Annotated in this window: 21 protein-coding genes and 1 tRNA gene; 8 read left to right on the top strand and 14 right to left on the bottom strand. The window is 60.8% G+C overall.

The features are described 5' to 3' along the window. Nucleotides 1–32: 32 nt before the first annotated feature. Nucleotides 33–941, bottom strand: coding sequence for a manganese catalase family protein (locus QA644_RS13085; RefSeq protein WP_283068859.1), 909 nt, complete (start codon nucleotides 939–941; stop codon nucleotides 33–35). A gap of 56 nt (nucleotides 942–997) precedes the next feature. Here QA644_RS13085 and QA644_RS13080 point away from each other — a divergent pair, with 56 nt between their 5' ends. The 3 genes from QA644_RS13080 (at nucleotide 998) to QA644_RS13070 (ending at nucleotide 2,481) form a co-directional block, all read left to right on the top strand. Further along, a complete protein-coding gene (locus tag QA644_RS13080; protein ID WP_283068857.1) occupies nucleotides 998–1,234 on the top strand; it encodes a transposase in 237 nt (78 codons plus the stop codon). 243 nt (nucleotides 1,235–1,477) lie between these two features. Continuing rightward, complete coding sequence (locus QA644_RS13075; protein ID WP_283068855.1) at nucleotides 1,478–1,678, top strand: hypothetical protein; 201 nt, start codon at nucleotides 1,478–1,480, stop codon at nucleotides 1,676–1,678. A 359-nt stretch (nucleotides 1,679–2,037) separates the two neighbouring features. Continuing rightward, entirely contained in the window at nucleotides 2,038–2,481 is a 444-nt protein-coding gene (locus tag QA644_RS13070) for a nuclear transport factor 2 family protein (protein ID WP_283068853.1), read from the top strand. A 337-nt stretch (nucleotides 2,482–2,818) separates the two neighbouring features. Here the strand turns inward: QA644_RS13070 and QA644_RS13065 are convergent, their stop codons facing one another. The 6 genes from QA644_RS13065 to QA644_RS13040 form a co-directional block, all read right to left on the bottom strand. Beyond that, on the bottom strand, nucleotides 2,819–3,511 hold the full coding sequence (locus QA644_RS13065) for an amino acid ABC transporter permease (protein WP_283068852.1): 693 nt from the start codon (nucleotides 3,509–3,511) through the stop codon (nucleotides 2,819–2,821). Between the two features lie 16 nt (nucleotides 3,512–3,527). Then, nucleotides 3,528–4,235, bottom strand: a complete 708-nt coding sequence (locus tag QA644_RS13060; RefSeq protein ID WP_283068850.1) for an amino acid ABC transporter permease — start codon at nucleotides 4,233–4,235, stop codon at nucleotides 3,528–3,530. A gap of 69 nt (nucleotides 4,236–4,304) precedes the next feature. Beyond that, nucleotides 4,305–5,132, bottom strand: coding sequence for an amino acid ABC transporter substrate-binding protein (locus tag QA644_RS13055; protein WP_283072378.1), 828 nt, complete (start codon nucleotides 5,130–5,132; stop codon nucleotides 4,305–4,307). A gap of 16 nt (nucleotides 5,133–5,148) precedes the next feature. Continuing rightward, nucleotides 5,149–5,889 (bottom strand): amino acid ABC transporter ATP-binding protein, encoded by a 741-nt coding sequence (locus QA644_RS13050; protein WP_283068848.1) that lies wholly within the window; start codon nucleotides 5,887–5,889, stop codon nucleotides 5,149–5,151. A 1-nt stretch (nucleotide 5,890) separates the two neighbouring features. Beyond that, nucleotides 5,891–7,387: an NAD(P)/FAD-dependent oxidoreductase gene (locus QA644_RS13045; protein ID WP_283068846.1), complete on the bottom strand. Its 1,497-nt coding sequence runs from the start codon at nucleotides 7,385–7,387 to the stop codon at nucleotides 5,891–5,893. Then, the gene (locus QA644_RS13040; RefSeq protein ID WP_283068844.1) at nucleotides 7,384–8,382 is read right to left on the bottom strand and encodes a LysR family transcriptional regulator; all 999 of its coding nucleotides are present in this window, start codon (nucleotides 8,380–8,382) and stop codon (nucleotides 7,384–7,386) included. Before QA644_RS13040 ends, QA644_RS13045 begins: the two co-directional genes overlap by 4 nt. A 158-nt stretch (nucleotides 8,383–8,540) precedes the next feature. On the opposite strand from QA644_RS13040, the gene QA644_RS13035 reads away from it, so the two are divergent. From QA644_RS13035 to QA644_RS13015, 5 genes are all read left to right on the top strand, one after another. Then, nucleotides 8,541–9,023, top strand: coding sequence for a hypothetical protein (locus tag QA644_RS13035; RefSeq protein ID WP_283068842.1), 483 nt, complete (start codon nucleotides 8,541–8,543; stop codon nucleotides 9,021–9,023). After that, nucleotides 9,020–9,595 (top strand): peroxidase-related enzyme, encoded by a 576-nt coding sequence (locus tag QA644_RS13030; protein ID WP_283068840.1) that lies wholly within the window; start codon nucleotides 9,020–9,022, stop codon nucleotides 9,593–9,595. Before QA644_RS13035 ends, QA644_RS13030 begins: the two co-directional genes overlap by 4 nt. Before the next feature lie 429 nt (nucleotides 9,596–10,024). Further along, nucleotides 10,025–10,243: a hypothetical protein gene (locus tag QA644_RS13025; protein WP_283068838.1), complete on the top strand. Its 219-nt coding sequence runs from the start codon at nucleotides 10,025–10,027 to the stop codon at nucleotides 10,241–10,243. Next, on the top strand, nucleotides 10,240–10,458 hold the full coding sequence (locus QA644_RS13020; RefSeq protein ID WP_283068836.1) for a hypothetical protein: 219 nt from the start codon (nucleotides 10,240–10,242) through the stop codon (nucleotides 10,456–10,458). Before QA644_RS13025 ends, QA644_RS13020 begins: the two co-directional genes overlap by 4 nt. 426 nt (nucleotides 10,459–10,884) lie before the next feature. Further along, a complete protein-coding gene (locus tag QA644_RS13015) occupies nucleotides 10,885–11,094 on the top strand; it encodes a hypothetical protein (RefSeq protein ID WP_283068834.1) in 210 nt (69 codons plus the stop codon). Between the two features lie 134 nt (nucleotides 11,095–11,228). On the opposite strand, the gene QA644_RS13010 is transcribed toward QA644_RS13015, so the two are convergent. The 7 genes from QA644_RS13010 to QA644_RS12980 form a co-directional block, all read right to left on the bottom strand. Further along, entirely contained in the window at nucleotides 11,229–11,411 is a 183-nt protein-coding gene (locus QA644_RS13010; protein ID WP_283068832.1) for a hypothetical protein, read from the bottom strand. 418 nt (nucleotides 11,412–11,829) lie between these two features. Next, nucleotides 11,830–12,177 carry a GNAT family N-acetyltransferase gene (locus QA644_RS13005; RefSeq protein ID WP_283068830.1) on the bottom strand — a complete coding sequence of 116 codons (348 nt, stop codon included), beginning with the start codon at nucleotides 12,175–12,177 and terminating at the stop codon, nucleotides 11,830–11,832. 215 nt (nucleotides 12,178–12,392) lie between these two features. Further along, nucleotides 12,393–14,081, bottom strand: a complete 1,689-nt coding sequence (locus tag QA644_RS13000) for a flagellin (protein WP_283068828.1) — start codon at nucleotides 14,079–14,081, stop codon at nucleotides 12,393–12,395. Nucleotides 14,082–14,367: 286 nt separating this feature from the next. Continuing rightward, entirely contained in the window at nucleotides 14,368–15,213 is an 846-nt protein-coding gene (locus QA644_RS12995; RefSeq protein ID WP_283068827.1) for a hypothetical protein, read from the bottom strand. Nucleotides 15,214–16,144: 931 nt separating this feature from the next. Further along, nucleotides 16,145–16,221, bottom strand: a tRNA-Arg gene (locus QA644_RS12990). Between the two features lie 134 nt (nucleotides 16,222–16,355). Next, complete coding sequence (locus tag QA644_RS12985; protein WP_074069166.1) at nucleotides 16,356–17,138, bottom strand: ATP-binding cassette domain-containing protein; 783 nt, start codon at nucleotides 17,136–17,138, stop codon at nucleotides 16,356–16,358. A 14-nt stretch (nucleotides 17,139–17,152) separates the two neighbouring features. After that, nucleotides 17,153–18,466 (bottom strand): sugar ABC transporter permease, encoded by a 1,314-nt coding sequence (locus tag QA644_RS12980; protein WP_022717107.1) that lies wholly within the window; start codon nucleotides 18,464–18,466, stop codon nucleotides 17,153–17,155. Between the last annotated feature and the right edge of the window lie 195 nt (nucleotides 18,467–18,661).

The following is an 18,661-nucleotide window of genomic DNA, read 5'->3' as shown; positions in this document are numbered from 1 at the left end:
TATCAGATAATCGAGGACGGCGCCATCGTCGTTCACATCGAGTTCAGCTTCGGAGCCACGATGGCCACCCAAGGCCCCAGAGGCGCGGAGAAGAGGACCGGCCCCACCGGTCTTACGGCAGAGGGACGTTCGCTGGACGTCGCTTTAGTCGTGCCGGGCGGATCGCCAGCAAGCGCGACTTCGTCATTGCTCCAGATGCCGGCTATCTCCTTATAGTCCTTGGGGCTCCAGGTGTAGAGGCGGCGATGCGATCCCTCGTCAAGGTACTTCTGGCATTCTCGAATGTTGGCCAGCGGAATGTTCGGGCACGGTAGGAACTTCTCTATCTCGACGCCGGTGATCTTCTTCAGCGCAAGTGCGTAGGCGTGGGCATGAACCGAACCGCGCACCAGCAGGTAGCCGCAGACTTCGCTGCCGGTCGGATCGGTCAGCGTCTCGAAGACACGCAGCTTATGAAGGCGTGCGCCGCATTCCAGGTGGAAGTTGTGAAGCAGGTCGACGACGACGTTTCCCGTCGTGGTGATGAAGTCATTACTCCAGGAGACGCCGTTGCTGTTGACCGGCATCGCACCGCCGCCGCCCGAAAGGAAGGCCGCTGCCAGACAGATGTCTTTCATATCTTCGAAGGGCGCTCCGGAGATGTCGCCGCCGTCGCCGGCGTCTCCGTCAGGGATGTCAGGACCATTGTTAAGCATGGCCACGCCGTTGCTGACCAATTCGACGTGACCAAGCTCTTCGGCGGTGATGCTCGCGACGAGGCTGTAGAACGGCCGGAGTTTTTCTTTAGAGCGGAAATTGAAACTCTGGAACATGTAGTTTCCGAGTGTGGACATCTCGCCATACTTTCCGCCAAGAAGCTCTTGAAGAGCTGCGGCGGCGTTCGGATCGGCCCGTTTCGGGGCAGGCAGTTCGGCCTGGAGCTGGTCGACTCGCATAAACATAGGATCGTCCTTTCGTTGGAGACCTACGGCGAACCACAACCAGAGCCGATTGTTCCTTGAGTTTCTTCGATGGAGCCTCTGACGTCGGTGTGCTGGATAAAATCTGCATCTACCGCAAGAAGATCAACGTCTCGACCGTGCTGGCCGGACAGACACTCGGAATCAAGGACGTCGACGAAGGCATCTGGCTCATCAGCTTCATGCACTATGATCTGGGATATATCGACCTAAAGCAGCGGACTTTGCAAACTATCGACAATCCGTTCGGTACCAGATTGTCACCCATGTCTTAGATGCGATCTGTCACCTATGTCTTCGGGCTAGACACCAGAGGAAATTGGCGCGCCGGAGAGGATGAAACCGGCCGCCGCTATGTCATTGTCGGTGCTATATAATTTCTGCGGCGGCGGTCTGCTTTGGGTCGTTTACTGCCATACGTCTCGTCGACCCGGAACGAGGGACGAGCGCCACATCTGGGCTTTCGCGGTCAGTGAAACAAAGGTCGCGTCTCGGACCCTTCGAGACGTTTGTCATCCGTGGCCGCCATTAAACGCGATTACGGCGAAGCACACTCCGGCAGGCGCAGCGGCTTCTTTATCTTCGCGAGCTCTTCCGCCTTGGCGCAATCAGGAAATCCGACGAGGCCGCATGGTTTCGATCAACCGCTGGCGCTCCGCTTCGTTGAATCCGGGAATATTGAGAAATCCCTCGACGGTCAAATTGGGGAAACCGCCTGAGTGCGTCCCTTACTGCGACATTCGCCTCTTCAGTTCGGCCAAGAACCGCAAGCGCGCCAGAACGCATCCCCCAGTGTTTCCTTCCATAGTTTTCCGGCGTCAAGCGGTCCAGCATCCGCAGGGCATCCTCATACCGGCCAGCCATGAAGTAGGCATGACTGAAAATCCTAGCACTCCACATCGGAAATCGCGGGCTCTCGGGAATGGACTCGGCATAATCTCCGGCTCGGGATAAATCCCGGATCTCCATATCGACACCTTGAAGGCGAAGGCGCGAAATTTCCACTAGCTTCGTGTGTCGGTGTCGGATTGTCGTTCCCCCGTTCGTCCTCTGCTTGAACAGCACAGGAGAACGGCCAATGAGCACCGAAACCAAAGTCAATATCGACGAAGAGGCGATTATCGCCATGCTAACGATGCGCGCTTCCGCGCTCGGCGAAAAAGATCCCAAGGGCGCACTTTCCTACGAAACCGAGGATTCTGTCGAGTTTTCGCTAGCACCGCCGCTCGTCTATCACGGCAAGGACGAGGCAGGCCTGCAGGCATGGTTCAATACCTGGGAAGGTCCGATCGGCGGCGATGTTTGCGATGCCAAGCTAACGGTCGGCGGAGACGTTGCTTTCTGGAGTGGTCTGACGCGCATGACGGGAACTAAAACTGACGGCACTGAGGTCGATCTTTGGTTTCGTCAAACCCTTGGCCTGGTGAAGCGCGATGGCCGCTGGATGGTGTCCCACCAACATGCATCCGTGCCATTCGCCATGGATGGAAGCGGTCGCGCTCTGCTCGATCTCAAACCTTAAATGGCTGCCTCAGGGTATCGACGTCCCCAGGCCGCCAACGGTGGAGTTTTACTTTGTTCGATGAGGTCCAGGCTCTGATCCCAATCTCAGCGCCTCTTCGCGACGTCTCTTTAGTTCGAAGTCGTCGATCTCGACGGGCGCCGGGTCGACAAGGTTCTCGTCTGCGCGGCCACGGACCCGGCGTAGCTCGCCGGGTATCGTTGCCCGGCGAGCTACGCCGAAGCGTGGGGCGGCGACCTCGCCGTCTCGCGCGTACATCGTCAGAAGCTCTCGGCAAAATCCGCCATGATCGTGGACGGCACTGTTCGCGGCAACAGCAGGGGAAGCGAGGCTACCCTCACGTCCGCATCCTAAGGGCTCGCTCAGTCCTGTCGGCGATTTGAGTGACGGTGTATGCAATCACCATGTAGATCACGACGGCGATCACAAAGGCCTCGAGGTAGTAGAAATTCAGAGCGGCGGTCAACTGGGACTGCGCGAAGATATCGACGACCTCGATCGCAAACCCAAGGGACAGCGCCTTCATGATCACCATGAACGAGTTGGCGAGGTCCGGGATCGCCGCGACGATCACCTGGGGAAGCATGATCCGCCTGAACAGTTGGCTGCGTTTGTAGCCCAACGAGTAGGCCGCGTCAGCCTGGCCGGTGTCGAAGGAGTTCAGGGCGCCCTTCACGACCTCCGCCTGGAACGCGGCGACGCAGGCGGTCAACGCGACGATGAGAGTGACCCAGTTCGGCGTCGAGTGACCGTTGAACTCCACCCCGACCAGAGAGGCCAGGAAGTGGAGTGCGGGGGGAAGGCCGTAGTACGCGAGGAAGATCACGATCACCATCGGCACGCCCTTGAAGGCGACCTTATAGGCGACGACGAACTCTCGCAGGACGGGGATTCGCCTGTATTCGACCATCGCGAACAGGCTGCCGACGATCGTGGAGAGGATGAAGATCGCGATCGCCATGGCGAGCGTCACGGGAACTGCGCCCAGGATGCTCCACAGGTCCGGGAGCAAGACTTCGATATCGAACATGTGCACCCTTTCCTGATCAGACGCTTGCCATGATAGTGGTCTTCGCGGGCGCCGCTTTCGGTGCGAACTTCGAGGAGCGAAGCTCGAAGAAGCGCACGATGAGCCACGCGATCAGGCAAAGCAGCGCATAGATCACCGCCAGCACGACATAGGTTCCGAACTGGTACTGGTTGTAGTCTCGCTCCATGACCAGATGCGCAGTTGCCATCACGTCCGCCGCCCCGATGTACATGACCAGCGCGACGTTGTGGATCAGGTAGATGATGGAGTTGCCGTAACCAGGCAATGCGATGTGCACCGCCTGTGGGCCGACGACGCGAGTAAGCTTCTGTCGGAAGGTGTATCCCAGACTGTCCGCCGCGTCATGCTGACCACGATCGACGGCCAGGTATGCCGGCCGCAGGACCTCCGACAGATATCCTCCGTGATAGAGGCTGAGCCCCAACATTGCAGCGACGGTTGGCGAGACGAAATCTTCGACCTCGAACAGCGCGACCACCAAAGGAAGTCCGTAAAAGGCGACGAACAACTGGAGGACCACGGGGACGCTCCGGGCATAGGATACGTAGAGGTCGGCCAGGTGACTTATCACCGGTACCCTGCGAACCCGGAATGTCGTCGCGATCAGCGCCAGGCAGAAGCCGACGATCATGGCCGTAAACGTGATCGCGAGCGTCAGCGGCAGCGCCTTGAGCAGCTCGGGGATCATTATGGAAAGGTCCACCTTGGAACACTCCTTCTTGCAGTTTCAGCCTTGATCGTCGGCCATTCCTGGAATCGTCTGGACGAGCCGTTACTTCATGTACTTGGTGACGTCCTCGCCGAACCACTTCTGCGAGATCTTGCCCAGCGTGCCGTCGTCCTTCAGCTCCTTGAGCACCCGGTCGATGTCGTCGGCCAAGGCCTTGTTCTCCTCCGACTTGTGAATCAGGAGGTAGGTGTTGTTGATGGCGACCGGCTCGCTCGCCTTGATGTCGAGCTTCTGGTTGTCGATCACGGTCTGCTCGCCCAGGTTCGACGGCAGAACCAGCGCGTCGTACTTGCCGTTCTGGACTTCCTTCAGGCGATCCGGGTAGGGGATGCCCGCGCTCGATGCGGTGATCTCGATCTTGTAGTCCGGGTTTTGTTCCTGCCACTGGGTGGCGAACTTGTAGATGCCCCCGCCGGCAGTGACGGGCACGATCTTCTTGCCGACCAGATCCTTCATCTCGTTGATGCCGCTGTCCTTGCGGCTGTAGATCTTGATCAGGCTCGCGCCCATCGGATTGTCGGGGATGAGGAACTGCTTCTCGCGCGCGGGCGCCTTGTAGTAGCCGCCGGACGCCATGTCGTACTTGCCCGTCGCGAGGCCGGTCTCCTGCGCGATGTCGGCGGCGCCTTCCATCTCGAACTTGTACTGCGGCAGCTTGGCGTTGATAGCCTTCAGGACGTCGGGCTCGTACCCCTGCGGCTCGACGCCGATCGCGCCCCACGACAGCGGCTTCGACTCCGCCGCCGTGGCGATCTTGATCGTCCGGACGGAGTCCTGGCCATAGGATGCCCCCGCGGTTGCAAGGGCGATTGCGACACCGGCGACGGCGAGGCCGAACCGACGACGCGAATTCGATCTGATAGAAGACATTTCAGGCATCCTTTCTCTACTGGATTGCAAGCTCGGAATTGAGGAACTGGGCAAGGCGCGGATTCGAGGGCGAATCGAAGATCTCGGTCGGGCTGCCGTCGGCAGCGACGACGCCCCGATCCATGAAGACGATGCGGTTCGAGATGTTCTTTGCGAACTGCATCTCGTGGGTGACGAGCAGCGAGGTGATCCCCGACGACGTGACGTCCTTGATCACCTTAAGAACTTCGCCGACGAGTTCGGGATCGAGCGACGACGTGGGTTCGTCGAAGAGCATCACGTCCGGTTTGACCGCGAGCGCCCGCGCGATGCCGGTCCGCTGGAGCTGGCCGCCTGAGAGCTGGGACGGGTAGCTGTCCAGCTTGTCGGAGAGGCCTACTCGTTCAAGCTCCTGCAGGGCGATTTCACGCGCCTCGTCCTTTGACTTGCGCTGCACCACCACGAGCGGATCCATCACGTTCTGAATGACCGTCATGTTCTTGAAGACGTTGAACTGCTGGAAGACCATGGCCGTCCGGAGCCGGATCGCCTGTATCGCGGTGTTGTCCGGGCGCTGGTAGTCCATCTTGATCTTATCGAACGCGATGGTGCCGGACGCCGGCTTTACCAGGTAGTTGATGCACTTCAGCAGCGTGGTCTTGCCGGTACCGCTGGGGCCGATGATCGACACCACGTCGCCGCGTTTCACCGAGAGATCGACGCCGTTGAGGATCTGCGTGCTTCCGTAGGACAGCTTTAGGTTCTTGAGCTCAAGCATTTCAGGTCGGTGTCCTTTCGGGAAATGGTTCGCGAAGCGTCGTGTCGTCGCTCGCCCCAGTCTCGTCGTCCGCCCATTCGTCTCCGAGAAGCTCAGGCGTATCGTACGCTTGAAGATCGGCGAAATGACGCTCGCGGTCGGCGACGAAGAGCGACCTGACGATGCCGCGCGCAAGCCGGTCGGCGCCTTCGCTGATGGCGGGAATGTCGCCCGTGAGCTTGCCGTGGCTCAGGGTGGCAGGGAAGTTGAAGCAGTGAATCCGGGCCAGCGCCGGGCAGGCGCCCGGCTCGGCCTCGAGGAACTCGAACGCGTCTCCGAGGTCGGGCGAGGCTTCGAGCTCGCCGTTTCGCATGTCCGCCGGCACGGGGAAGCGGTCGCGCCAGAGGCGGATGTGGGATGCGACGGCGGCGAGTTCCGGCCGATTTGTCAGTTCGATCTTGAAGCCGGTGCCGAAGATCAGGAAGTCGAGGGGATAGCGGCCCTTCGGCGTCGTCACCGCGAGATGATCGCCTTGCTGCTCCAGCCGGGTAATCGGGCTTCCCAAGTGGAGATGAGCCTGCGGGAACGCGCTGACGCGCAGAACGCTGGGGCGGGGTGGCGGCGTCTGCGCCCGCATGGCGTAGTCGAGAAAGCGCCACTTCCATTCGTCGGGCAGACCGGCGAAGCCGTGCACCACGCCCTGGCTGCCGATGCCGGTGAACTTGTTGATCCGTGGCAGGTCGGTCCTGCGCACGAACATGTCAAGCCGTGCCGCCCCGGCCTCGAGAGCGGTGGCGGCGTTGTCCATCGCAGAAGCGCCGGCTCCTACGACGCCGACCCGCTTGCCGCGCAGCGATGCGAAATCGATAGCGTCGGCGGTGTGAGCCCAGAACTTCGGGTCGATGTCGTCGGCGATGGGAGGAACGAAGGGGCTGCCCAGGCCGTCGCGGCCGGTTGCGAGAACCACGTGGCGGGCGATCGTAGTTTCGATCCGGCCGTGCTGACGGCACACGATGTCAAGCAGACCGTCCGCGCGCGGGAGGATCGAGTCGACGGTCGTCCCGTTGCGCACCGGCAGGTCGAGCACGCGCCGATACCAGATCAGGTAGTCCATCCACGTCTCGCGCGGTGCCCGGTCGAGCGCGACCCAGGCGTCACGGCCATGCAATGCCTCGTAGTAGGCGCGGAATGTCAGCGCCGGCAGCCCCATCGCCGGTCCGGTCAGTTGCTTGGGAGAGCGAAGCGTTCGCATCCGCGCGAAGGTGACCCATGGCCCCTCGCGTCCGGCGGGCGCCTTGTCGAGGACGACGTGATTGGCGACGCCGAGCCGCTTCAGCATGGCCGAGGCGACAAGCCCGGCCATTCCTGCGCCGATGATGACGACGTCGACGACGCGCTGGCCGTCGACGACGCGAGGCGGCACCCAGGCCTTGGCCGGAAGTTCCAGCCAGGCGAGATCCTGCCGCAGGCGCGCCTCGAGGGCGTCGAGTCCGTTCGGAAAGGAGGACAAGGCGCTCATGACGGCAATCCTTCAGGCAGCGGGGTTTGTCCGTAGACGGTGTCGGCCAAGGCCTCGAGGCCGCCCGAGTCATGCAGTCGGCAACCGGGCATCGCCAGGGCCACCGCGCGCGCCGCTTCGATCACGGCGGAGACGGTCGGAGTAAGCGGCATCGCGGCAGGTGAAATCGCGCCGAACACAAAGGGGATGGTGTGGTCGAGCACACGCATCGCGATGCCCTCGAGCGGAACGCCGCAGACCGTCGCTGGCTCGACGATGGCGGCTCCCAGCCCCGCTCGGACCATCGTGAGAGCCGTCATCGAGGCGTTGACGTCGATCATCCGTTGTGGCGTGACGCCCGCCCTTTCCAGAGCCTCGTCGACGCGGTGCCGCAGGCGATAGGGGTTCGCCAAGGTGATGATGCGGCGGTCGGCAAGATCGGCGAGGCGCACGACGTCGCTCTCGGCGAGCGGATCGCTCGCGGCAAGGGCGACGACGCATGGTGCATCGGCTACCCAATGCACGTCGAGGCCGGGATGTTCCAGCGGCAGGCTAGCGATTCCCAGGTCCGCCGAGCGGGCGAGCACCGACTGCACGACGTTCTCGGCCGCCAGGGCCTGCACATGGAGATGGCTTGGAATTAGTTCCGGCGCGACGGCGGCGAGCGCCTGGGGCAGCACGCCGGCTGCGAGCGACGGCGTGGCCGCGATTGTCAGCGGCGGCGGCTCGTCGCGGCCGATAGCATCCGCCCGCTCGCGGATGTGGGCGAGACCGACAAGATGGCGTTCCACCTCGGCGTGAAAGAGGATCCCGCGCGAAGTGGGAGTAATGCGTGGCCCGCTCCGGTGCAACAGCGCGTAGCCAATGTCCGCTTCCAGATCCTGAATGAGCCTCGTGACCGCCGGCTGCGATCGGCCGAGGAGCCGCGCCGCTCCGGTAACGCTACCGGCGGACATGACCGCGGCGAAGGCTTCAAGTTGTCGGATATCGAAAGAGTTAGAATGCATACTGGACATCAAACACTCTCCTTCATGTCAGTAAAGCATGACAATTCTCAATTGGCGATCGCTAATAGTAAAAATTCCGCATAAAAGTCATGTCTTCATTACTATTTGACATAATGGCGCGTCGCGCCTACCTAGAGCATTGTCCGTGACGTACTGAGGAGCTTGTTTTGACACTCATCGAAACCCTAGCCTCTGCGAGACCGGGCTCCGCGCTCGCGCAAGCCATGGAGAAGCGCGCCGAGATCTTGCGCTTGAGCGAGGCCGCCCATGACGCCGTGCTCCTGCCTCGTGATCCCGGCGGACTGTCGCACGGCCTCAGGGCCGCGCTTGCCGCACGAATGGCGCGCCACAACCGCAGCGCGGCGCTCGCAAGCCACTACGACACCCTGGTCGCCCGCGCCGACGAATCGGCGACGGCCTCGCTCGCCGAGCCCGACACGAACGTGACGGACCCGCGTACCGCGGAGATCGTCCGTCATGCCGACCGGCTGACGGTCGCACCACGCGATGCGACGCGTGCCCATGTAGAAGCGTTGCGCGAGGTCGGCGTAAGCGACGCCGACCTCGTCCGGCTCGCGGAACTCGCCGCTTTCGTCAACTACCAGGTGCGCGTTCTCGCCGGCCTGAAGCTGCTTGGAGAAATGCGATGAGCGAGGTCGTCCACACCTTCACCACCACCGTGCCGCGCTGGCAGCCCTATGTCGTTCCAGTCGACTTCGCGACCGCCACCGACGAGCAGCATGCAGCGATGCAGACGACGCCGTCCAACAAGGGCATCTCGCCCTATGTGCTCACTCTGGCGCACGACCCCGAGACGCTCGCGGTCCGCTCGCCCCTGTTCAACCTCATCATGTACGGCAAGGACGGGCTGGCGGCGAGCGAGCGCGAACTGGGCGCCGTTGCCGCGTCCATCGTCAATCGCTGCGTCTACTGCGCCGCGGTCCACGCCTCGCGCTTCAATAACCTGACAAAACGGGCCGACGTCATCGACGCCGTGTTCGCCGACGGACTCGATGCCACGCTGGACGACCACCTCCAGGCAATCTTCGACTTCTCGGCACGACTGTCGACCACACCGCCCGCGGCGACGGTCGACGACGCGCGGGGGCTGGCGGACGTGGGGCTCGACGAGCTGGAGCGACTCGACCTGGTCTTCTCCGCTGCCATCTTCGGCTGGGCGAACCGCTTGATGCATACGCTTGGCGAGCCGATGAAGGATTAAGATGGTTGCGGTGTCGGCTGGTGGCTGGTGGAGGCCCAGGGGCAGAGGTTCGGCAACCTAATCGAGTCTACATGTAACGCCGTGCCATGAAGTGCTTCACGCGAGGACTCCTTTCAGGACAAACGCAGTTCTACCCGTGCTGATCGCACCATCCTGTTCTTCGGTCATGATGTTCACGGCAGCGGACAGCCGCAAGGGAAGCCCGTCGATAGGGACCGCTACGGTCGGGCCCCAAGCTTGCATTTCGAAGCCCGAATGCTTTGGGTGCCCGTGGAGGGGATCTCATTCATAACGTGGTGCACCAATTATTGGTGCGATCGGACCATAATTCGGTTCGATATGCTCAGAGGGTACTGATCGACGCCCGTTCTTTTCGCGTCGGAACTTGCCGACACCTGCTGCGTTTGCCGTGGTTGAGGAGGATTTCCAATGTCAGTTCCGTTCGAACCTATCGTGCCACCGCCGTCACCGTCGCCGCTCGACAATCCGCCACCGGAGCCCGACCGCATTCCCGGCGAGGAGCCTCTTCCCGATCCCGAACCCGAACCCGACGAGGGCGCCGCTCCGATCAGCCGGATGACGACGCATTCTCCAACGCGGGGTCTGCTATGCCAAGGCGTCCGCCTTCAGTCGGAGTGGCAGATATGACCAATGATTGGAGAGATGGTCTGCGTCTGAAGCTAGAAGACTTCGTAGACTCATTCGTCGTCAAGGGCGCGAAGCAGTCGGACGTCTATGAGGCGATCGTCGAAGAGATCGGAAATCTCCGTGCTGCCTACGAACGCGATCCCGATCCCGCCGAGGATCGTCCGGGCGCCGAGGCCGAGGAACCATCGAACGATTGGCCGGGGGCTCTGCCCTGACAAGCAGGCAATAAAAAAGGCCGGGGCGAAACCGCACCGACCTTCTCGACATCGCTCTTCACACCAGTGCCAGTACATCCGTGGTCAAAAGCAGATAAGCGACTTCGGCAGTCGCGAACGCTCGCGTGGAGCGCTCACCAGCAACGCCGATGAGGTGCAGATAGTCGATGATTGTGTTGGTTTCAAGGGCACGGAGTGTCTTCTAGCCGGCATCCCCGCGAAACGAGGCCGGGTTCGCTATTATAGTCTCTACTGGAACCTTCGCTAGGAACGGAGGTTAATTGCGCGAGGTCGCGGTGTGCCAATCGGACACGACGGAGATGACGAACGCACCGGTTTTTCCGATTTCTCGGTGCGGGCAACGAAACGCCAGGCGAGCATCTAACCCGTCCGCCGCGACCTTACCCGATGAAAGGCAACCTCTCCATGATCGATCCACCGAGCGCCCAGCCAGAAAGTCCGGAACGAAAGGTCGAGCTCGACCAAACTGTCGACTACGCCATCCAGATCCTCGTGGAGGAGGCCCACCTCGTCGGTTGGACCCGCGTCGAGTTCCTGACCGCAATCCTCGACGCCGCGAACGCCCGGTTGTCGGCGATCGAAGAGGAACGCGAACTTGAAGCAGGCGGCAATTGAAGATCGCGACCTACAACGTCAACGGGTGAACGGACGGATCGGGCGCGATGCGGGTCTCTGGAAGCTGAGGAATAGGGCAGCAGAATCGCGGAGCCTGTTGCCACGCACGTTACGGCTGCTTACTTATACGACGATCAACCGCCGCCTGGCGAAACGCTCTCGTCTTCCCTATCCTGAAGTGCCCCGGTGCCCGGCGTCTTGCTCTCGTCCGTCAGGTGCTCCTTGGCATGAGGGCCGGCAGCGGGAAGCTCTTGACCGTCGACTGGCGTCTTACCTGTCTCCTCGATCGCCTGCTGTGCCTTTTTGTCCTTGTTCATGCGGAAACTCCGTACCTCGGCCAGAAGAAATCCGCAGTGAGCGTGATGGTTCCGCATAGGTTCAAACGTTCTAGGGATCTTTCTGAAAATAAGGAGAAGTCGGCGCCTTGACGCCCGCCATTTTGTTCTCTAAACGTTCTCGCCATCATGTTGTACATTGCTCGCTCCCACTCGGTCCGAATACCTTGACTGACCGCCGGACCTAGTTCGGCGTCCGCCTCATCGTATTGTATTTCCGAGGAATGAGCATGACGCATATTCCATTCGAGATGCCGCCGGGCGATGTCGACCCGCGCCGAGCGTCTCCTCGCTTTTATTATCCGCTTGCCACCATCAAGTGCTCCGGGTCTCCGATCTTCCGCATGCAGGACGCCCGCGACTTCGCATGCCTGGCCCAGCCGTGCTATGAAGAGAAAGGTCACTTTACAAGGTATCGTCTCTCTTTCGTTTCCTGATGAACTCGGAATCCATGTCGTAGGTAAAAGTCCACGGCCGGATTGGTGGTCAGGACGCTCAAGCGCACCGGAAGTTCAAGTTCTTCTGCCTCCGATATAACACTCCGTAGAACTTTCGAACCGATTCCCCGCCGCTGAAACGTTGGCGCGATGAACAACTCATCGAGCCATAGATGGTCACTGTGCTTCTCAACAGTGACACAACCGACATCGTAGGCGTCGTCGACGATGATCTGGCAGCCTACAATAGAGCTCCGCACGCTCAAATCTTGCGGCCACGCGCCCCAGAGCGCAACGGCATATTCACGCATGCAAGCCTCTTCAAGCCATATGAGAAAGGGCTTATCGGCTTCGACGGCCGCTCGCTTGGAAATCATCGGTTTGACCTCGTCTGACTCGATCCTAACGACTAATCCGATGCGCTGCGACCGACGCCGATTCCACAAGGGATACAGTATCAATATTTACCTGGATCCCACATTTCGGTTAGAGGCTGGGATTTGATACAGGCCCCTTGATGCTATTTCTATTGGAACAGGCTTAGAATCGCTTGTGGCTGTGAATTGGCGATCTGAAGACCCTTGAGCGCGAGCTGCTGCTGCGTCTGCAGTGCACTCATGCGGGCAGACACCTCTTCCATGTCGGAATCGACGAGTTTCGAGACTCCCGACGAAATGTTGTCGATGAGCTTGCTCGCGAAATTCTCCTGAAGGCTGTTTCTCTGCTGCAGCGATCCGAGCGTGGATCCTGCGACAGTCAGCTTGCGCAGCATCGACTCCACGCCGCTCAGATAGTAGTCGAGGTTTGCGGAGCTGGACGTGATGTCGACGTCGAGTAATCCGAAATCGGGAACATTTCCGAGGTTGTCGTAGGCGGGGCCAATCCCGAAGGATGTCTTGCTTCCCGCTTCGGGGTGCACGGTATCGTCGATCTCGTAGAGGATGTAGGTTCCCTGGTTCGAGGCTTTCACGCCAACGTTCTGAGCGGTCATTGCGGCATTCAGGACTGTCACGAGATCGTCGGCCGAGGAGATTACGCCATCGGTCGGTCCGAGTGCGTTGTCGACGGCCTGGCGGTCGATCGACACTGTCGTCGACGTTCCGTTGATGGTGACCGGAAGGTAGAGAACCGCCGAGCTGTGTACGTTGAAGGAGCCGTCGAAGAAGCTGATAAGTTTCGGACGGTCGCCGTAGTCCGTTCCAGTCGTGGTGAGGCCGCCCGTGCTTCCGCTTGCAAGCGTGGAGTTAACGCTCGTCACCTGGATCGAGGATCCGGAAAGGCCCGAAGTCTCCGCCGAAAGAAGCGCGTATCCGTCAGTCGTTCCGCTCACCGTAGAGAACTGTGCTCCGACGGGGGTGAGAGCCGCGCGCATCACCCATGCGAACTGGTCGCGGGTGGAGATGACACCGTTCAGCGTCGGATAGACCGGATCGACCAGAGAGCGGTCGATCGTGACGCTCACCGACGTTCCCGATTGTGGCGAGGTCGTCGTCGACGGATCGTCGGCGTCGAGCACCATGCTGAGCGTAATCGCCGTCGTGTTGTCGGTGAAGACCAGCGGGCCGGTGAAGGTGAACATCTGGATCGATCCACCGCCGTGCGTGAACGTATCGGTGTTGCGCAGTCCGCCGATGGTGCCGGTGCTCCTGTCGTCCTTCTGCAGGGCGCCGCCGCCTGTCGTGTTGAAGAGGGAAATCTTGGATAGGTCGACGGGGACGCTAGTCACCTGGACGCCCGAACCCGTCCTGATGAAGCCCGAGACGAGGCTCGCGGTGTTCTGGGTGGTGTCGTAGATGTCGGTAATGTCGGTGGACAGCCAGTTCTGGCCGTTGAAGCTTGCCGAACTGGAGATTGAGACGGCCTGCTGCGCGAGCTGGTCGAGTTCGTCCTGGACCTTGGTCTTGTCGACCCCCTTCTCCATCGCCGCCACGAGCTTCGCCTTGAACTCGCTGACGACTGAAATTTCCGATTCGATCCCTTCATAGGCCGTGTCGGTCTTTGCGGAGCCGAGCGCCATGGCGTCCCTTGCGGCATTGACGGCCTTGGCGTCCGATTTCATCGTCGTCGAGATCGACCAGTATGCCGCGTTGTCGGCGGCGGTGCTGATCCTATAACCGGACGAAACCATGGTCTGGTCCCGGTTCAACTGACCGTTGACGGTTCTCAACGTGGCCAGCGCCATCGCAGCCGATGTGTTCGTCAGGATACTTGTCATGACCATACCGTTGAAAATGGATCGGTTTAAATCGGCATCGTCATCTACCGGAATGCGGCAACCCCGCAGTCAGAACATGTGGGCACGAGGTTAACGAATCCGGCAGAATTGCATGGGGAAACTACCCGTTTCGTTGGCCTCCGCGGTAATTCGCTCAAGCAGAAATTGTTTCTGTGGCCGTGCGTTTGATGGCCGGAGGAAGCGACTCGATCCCCGCGCGGGACACGGAGTTGCCTCCGCGATCAACTTCCTCCGGCAGACGAAGACCGCAAAGCGGCCCCGCAGATTACCGAGCCACGAGCGAAACCTCAGGCTGCTCGCCCCATGTGACCGTAGGTTTCTGAACGCCTTCCTCCGTGGGCCATTTCCACATACGATCCTTCAGCCAGTGGCTGTCATATTCCGCCCTGAAGGACTCGTAGCGCCTTGCTTCAGCACTAAGCCATCTTGCGTCGCGGATGGTTGGGTTCTGGTAGATGACGGTAAGGTGGTCGCCCCTGTTCACGCCTGGTTCGGTCTCGGTGAGCCGCATGTTTGGAGACAGTGCCTGTCCAGGGTCGATCTCCATCATAACATATGTCACCGGGTAGAATTCAGAGATGCCCTTAGTATCCGCGCCATGTTCTTTCATGACGAGGTTTCCCTCGTAGAAGCTGTGGATCGCCGGAACAACGGATCCCAGTAGCTGCTCGACGGCTTGCCGGGAGGTGAAGTGGCGATCCCAGTCATGCAGATAGTCTTCGAAGAGAAACTGGTCGCCGTCGCAATCCGACTGCGCTCCCACCATACGGCTGTACTCGGCGTAGCCATCGATCAACGTGCCCAGCTCGCCGATCAACCAGGTCCTGAGCCCGTCCGCTGAAGGGAACTGCGGCCTGACTGCGAGTCCGCGGCTCCGGATGACATCCCCCGTGTACTTTTCCAGCGCCTTCTGATGATAAGCACCCTCGCGAAACTTCCGGCGGAGGCGATGGATGTTGGACTCGTCGTTGCCGCCGATCGAGCGTGCAGCATCGGTCACGTCCTGATATCTGCCTTGGATCAGGCCCAGGCCCATCTCGAGCAACGTCTTGTCGTCATCATAGCCTCGAAGAACTCTGCCTTCTGCGATCTTCGCTTCGCGCTGTGGCATCTGGTTTGTCTCCGTTTTGAACCTGCATCAAGCGAAACAGATCGAATGGAAAAGGACGAGGACTTTTCGAAATGTCCGAAACGGACAGAGGACAGCTAGGCGGGAAGTGGTATATTTGGCGACCCAAGCTCTCTCGAAGTCGGACAGGTCGGGCGACCTGGTCGTCAGGAAACTTAACTTCCTCGTTGAAAGGAAATACCGGCCAATCCTGTGCCGCGGCTAAGGCTTCCAAGGATTCAGGTCGCCGAGCGCCGCAGGACCCAGTCCTTTCTTTCCTGGCAATGGTGCCGAAGGATATGCAGGCGAATCCATCACGCGAAGGCACCCTTAAGTATCATAATGTATATCGTCCTCGTCCGATGTATTGCGTGACCTAAGGACTTGACGAGACTTCGGGGTTTTTCGATCAGTATGTCTGCGTTGTTTTGGAACAAGGCAGGGATCCGCCGATTCTGCAGGGCTATACTCGTCCCATGTGCGCCTCAGGGGGCGAATGGCGGGCATTAACCACTTCTTCACTATAACCAGGGAAGGGCGTTTTGGAGGCCACTTTTTGCCCTGTTCGAGGGGTGTTCGGAGGGTGTCAACATTTCCCGGCTGGCATTTGGGGGAGCGATGGCGCGGATTCGAGGGGCACGAACGCCCCGCGGGGGCCTTCCTCGCGACAGCAAAGGTTTAACGACGTTTGCGACTGAGGGATCAGCCTGTCGAGAACGTTACGGTTCTGTCTTGCATGGCTCCTCGTCACCATTCTTCGAAAGCAGGAAGCAAGCGATGGCGTCTGCGGTCAGGAGTGATGAGGAGGAGCAGGGCATTGCGCAATTCCACCGAAAATGTCGTTCCGGGGCGGTCCAGTTCGCGTTTATGGTGGCTAGAATCCGCGAACCAAGGGTGTCAGTTCGCGTTTATGCGGCGGCACAGAACTTGAAAATGGCGCACCCGACAGGATTCGAACCTGTGACCTTTGGAATCGGAATCCAACACTCTATCCAGCTGAGCTACGGGTGCATGCCTGAGGCGGTTTGAATCGCCTGTCCGATGGCAGGTTCTTAGCCTAGCTTGCGCTGCGCTTCAATCTCCAAAATTGAAAAGTCCGCCGTTCTTGCGAGCGGCGGGACTTTGGTGTTCACGGGTCCATTCGTTCAGACCTGCATGGCGCCGGGGCCGGGGATCGCCTTTGGCGGCACCTTGCCAAGGATGATCATGCCGAGCACCTCGTCCTTGGTGACGTCCTCGGTGCGGGCGTGTCCGACGACCTGGCCATTCTTCATGACCGAGACGCGGTCGGCGAGGTCGAAGACGTCATGGATGTCGTGGCTGATGAGGAAGATGCCGATGCCTTCCTTCTTCAGCTGCTTGATGAGCTCGCCGACCTGCGCCGTTTCCTGGGGACCGAGGGCTGCCGTCGGCTCGTCCATGATCAGGATACGGGCGTTGAAGAGGATCGCGCGGGCGATCGCCACCGACTGCCGCTGACCTCCCGAAAGCGCCTTTACCGGCTCCTTGAAGCGCTTGAAGTTCGGGTTGAGGCGCCCCATCACCTCGCGGGCCGAGGCCTCCATGGCGACGTCGTCGAGCGTGCCCCACTTCGTTCGGATCTCGCGGCCGAGATAGAGGTTTGCGGCGGCATCGACGTTATCGGCAACGGCGAGCGTCTGGTAGATCGTCTCGATGCCGTATTTCTTCGCATCGCGCGGGTTGCGGATGTCGGCGGGTTCCCCGTTGATCAGGATGTCGCCGCCGTCGCGCTTGTAGGCACCGGAAAGAATCTTGATCAGCGTCGACTTGCCGGCGCCATTATGGCCGAGGAGGGCGACGACTTCGCCGGGGTAGAGGTCGACCGAGGCGTTGTCGACGGCGTGTATGCCACCGAAGGAGATCGAGATGTTTTTCAATTCCACAAGGGGAGTGCTTTGGTGTGTCATGGTTTGGCCTCCTCTTACTTGGCGCGGGCGCGGTAGACCGTGTCGAGCCAGACGGCGACGACAAGGACGACACCGACAACGATTCTCTGGAGCGGGCTGTCGATTCCGAGCAGTACCATGCCGGACTGCAGCGACTGCATGACGAGCGCGCCGAGCATGGCGCCGGCGATGGTGCCGGTGCCGCCCGCAAGCGACGTGCCGCCGATGACGGCAGCGGCGATGGTATAGAGTTCGTCCAGCTCGCCCTGCGCGTTCGTCGCGGCATTGAGGCGGGCGGTCGAGATTGCGCCGGCGATGGCGCAGAGCAGGCCCATGAGCGCGAAGATGCGGACCGTGACCCAGCGGGTCTTGATGCCGGCGAGCTCGGCTGCCTCCGGGTTGCCGCCGATGGCGAAGACGTAGCGGCCGAAGCGCAGGCGCGTCGCGACGAAGGTCATGATCGCGCCGACGATGACGGCGATCAGAACCGGCACGGCAATGCCGTAAGGAATATCGAGGCCGGACTCCGGCCAGGGAATGCTGTTTGCCTCCGCATATCTCTTGGCGATGTTTGTCGGCCAGTAATAGTTGTTGGCGACGGCGATGGCGCCGAGCACGAGCACGCAGCCGAGGGCCGAAAGGAAGTATTCGGCCCAAAGCGGGCGCCGCGGGAAGCCGAAGCGCCGGCGCTGGCGGCGGGAATTGATGATGCTGGCAATGATGGCGAGGCAGGCGATGACGCCGACGATCCAGCTCCAGGTGGCGCCGATCGAGCCGTCCGTGCCGCCGCCCATGATGCGGAAATTGATATCCATTGGCGCGACCGTCTGGCCGCTGGTGACGAACCAGGTGGCGCCGCGCCAGACCAGAAGCCCGCCGAGGGTGACGATGAAGGACGGCACGTTCAAAAAGGCGATGATCATACCCTGGAGCATGCCGATCGATCCGCCGACGATGAGGCCGGCAGCAAGCGTGATGATCCAGGTGGCGGGGCTGTTGAAGCCGAGATATTGCGGCAGCACCTGCGCCTGCAAGACACCCATCACCATGCCGCAGAAGCCGAGCATGGAGCCGACGGAAAGGTCGATGTTGCGGGTGACGATCACCAGCACCATGCCGGTCGCCATGACGGCGACGGACGAGGTCTGGACCGAGAGGTTCCAGAGGTTGCGCGGCGTCAGGAAGAGGCCGCCGGTCATGATCTGGAAGCCGATCCAGATGATCAGCAGCGCGCCGACCATGCCGAGAAGCCGGGTGTCGATCTCCGTCGCGCGGAAGAAGCGCGCCACCGGATTGGCTTCCGCGTTGCGCGGCCCGTTGGAAGTCGTGGAATGTACCGTTTCGGCCATGGGTTTGCCGTTCCCCCATCGTTTGGGCAGGCTGCGGCGCTTTTCTTAGTCAACCGCCACTTACGCCCAGTTCTTAAACTATCACCATCACCGATCTCTGCAGATCCGGTCTCAGCGGCCATGACGGCATCGGGTCGGGATGGGTAATGGCGGTCGATTAGCGGTCGCTACCTGGGCTGGCGCCGGATCTCGATC

The organism is Rhizobium sp. CC1099 (assembly GCF_029714385.1).
Taxonomy (GTDB): domain Bacteria; phylum Pseudomonadota; class Alphaproteobacteria; order Rhizobiales; family Rhizobiaceae; genus Rhizobium.
Note: the sequence above shows the minus strand (reverse complement) of the source record. Positions and strands in the feature narration are given on the sequence as shown.

Excerpts from the sequence above, each read along its gene's own strand:
- QA644_RS13040 (WP_283068844.1), bottom strand. The coding sequence starts at position 8,382 with ATGTCCAGTATGCATTCTAACTCTTTCGATATCCGACAACTTGAAGCC.
- QA644_RS12980 (WP_022717107.1), bottom strand. The coding sequence starts at position 18,466 with ATGGCCGAAACGGTACATTCCACGACTTCCAACGGGCCGCGCAACGCG.
- QA644_RS13050 (WP_283068848.1), bottom strand. The coding sequence starts at position 5,889 with ATGCTTGAGCTCAAGAACCTAAAGCTGTCCTACGGAAGCACGCAGATC.
- QA644_RS13030 (WP_283068840.1), top strand. The coding sequence starts at position 9,020 with ATGAGCGAGGTCGTCCACACCTTCACCACCACCGTGCCGCGCTGGCAG.
- QA644_RS12985 (WP_074069166.1), bottom strand. The coding sequence starts at position 17,138 with ATGACACACCAAAGCACTCCCCTTGTGGAATTGAAAAACATCTCGATC.
- QA644_RS13070 (WP_283068853.1), top strand. The coding sequence starts at position 2,038 with ATGAGCACCGAAACCAAAGTCAATATCGACGAAGAGGCGATTATCGCC.
- QA644_RS13045 (WP_283068846.1), bottom strand. The coding sequence starts at position 7,387 with ATGAGCGCCTTGTCCTCCTTTCCGAACGGACTCGACGCCCTCGAGGCG.
- QA644_RS13025 (WP_283068838.1), top strand. The coding sequence starts at position 10,025 with ATGTCAGTTCCGTTCGAACCTATCGTGCCACCGCCGTCACCGTCGCCG.
- QA644_RS13010 (WP_283068832.1), bottom strand. The coding sequence starts at position 11,411 with ATGAACAAGGACAAAAAGGCACAGCAGGCGATCGAGGAGACAGGTAAG.
- QA644_RS13065 (WP_283068852.1), bottom strand. The coding sequence starts at position 3,511 with ATGTTCGATATCGAAGTCTTGCTCCCGGACCTGTGGAGCATCCTGGGC.
- QA644_RS13085 (WP_283068859.1), bottom strand. The coding sequence starts at position 941 with ATGTTTATGCGAGTCGACCAGCTCCAGGCCGAACTGCCTGCCCCGAAA.
- QA644_RS13020 (WP_283068836.1), top strand. The coding sequence starts at position 10,240 with ATGACCAATGATTGGAGAGATGGTCTGCGTCTGAAGCTAGAAGACTTC.
- QA644_RS13015 (WP_283068834.1), top strand. The coding sequence starts at position 10,885 with ATGATCGATCCACCGAGCGCCCAGCCAGAAAGTCCGGAACGAAAGGTC.
- QA644_RS12995 (WP_283068827.1), bottom strand. The coding sequence starts at position 15,213 with ATGCCACAGCGCGAAGCGAAGATCGCAGAAGGCAGAGTTCTTCGAGGC.
- QA644_RS13000 (WP_283068828.1), bottom strand. The coding sequence starts at position 14,081 with ATGACAAGTATCCTGACGAACACATCGGCTGCGATGGCGCTGGCCACG.
- QA644_RS13055 (WP_283072378.1), bottom strand. The coding sequence starts at position 5,132 with ATGTCTTCTATCAGATCGAATTCGCGTCGTCGGTTCGGCCTCGCCGTC.
- QA644_RS13005 (WP_283068830.1), bottom strand. The coding sequence starts at position 12,177 with ATGCGTGAATATGCCGTTGCGCTCTGGGGCGCGTGGCCGCAAGATTTG.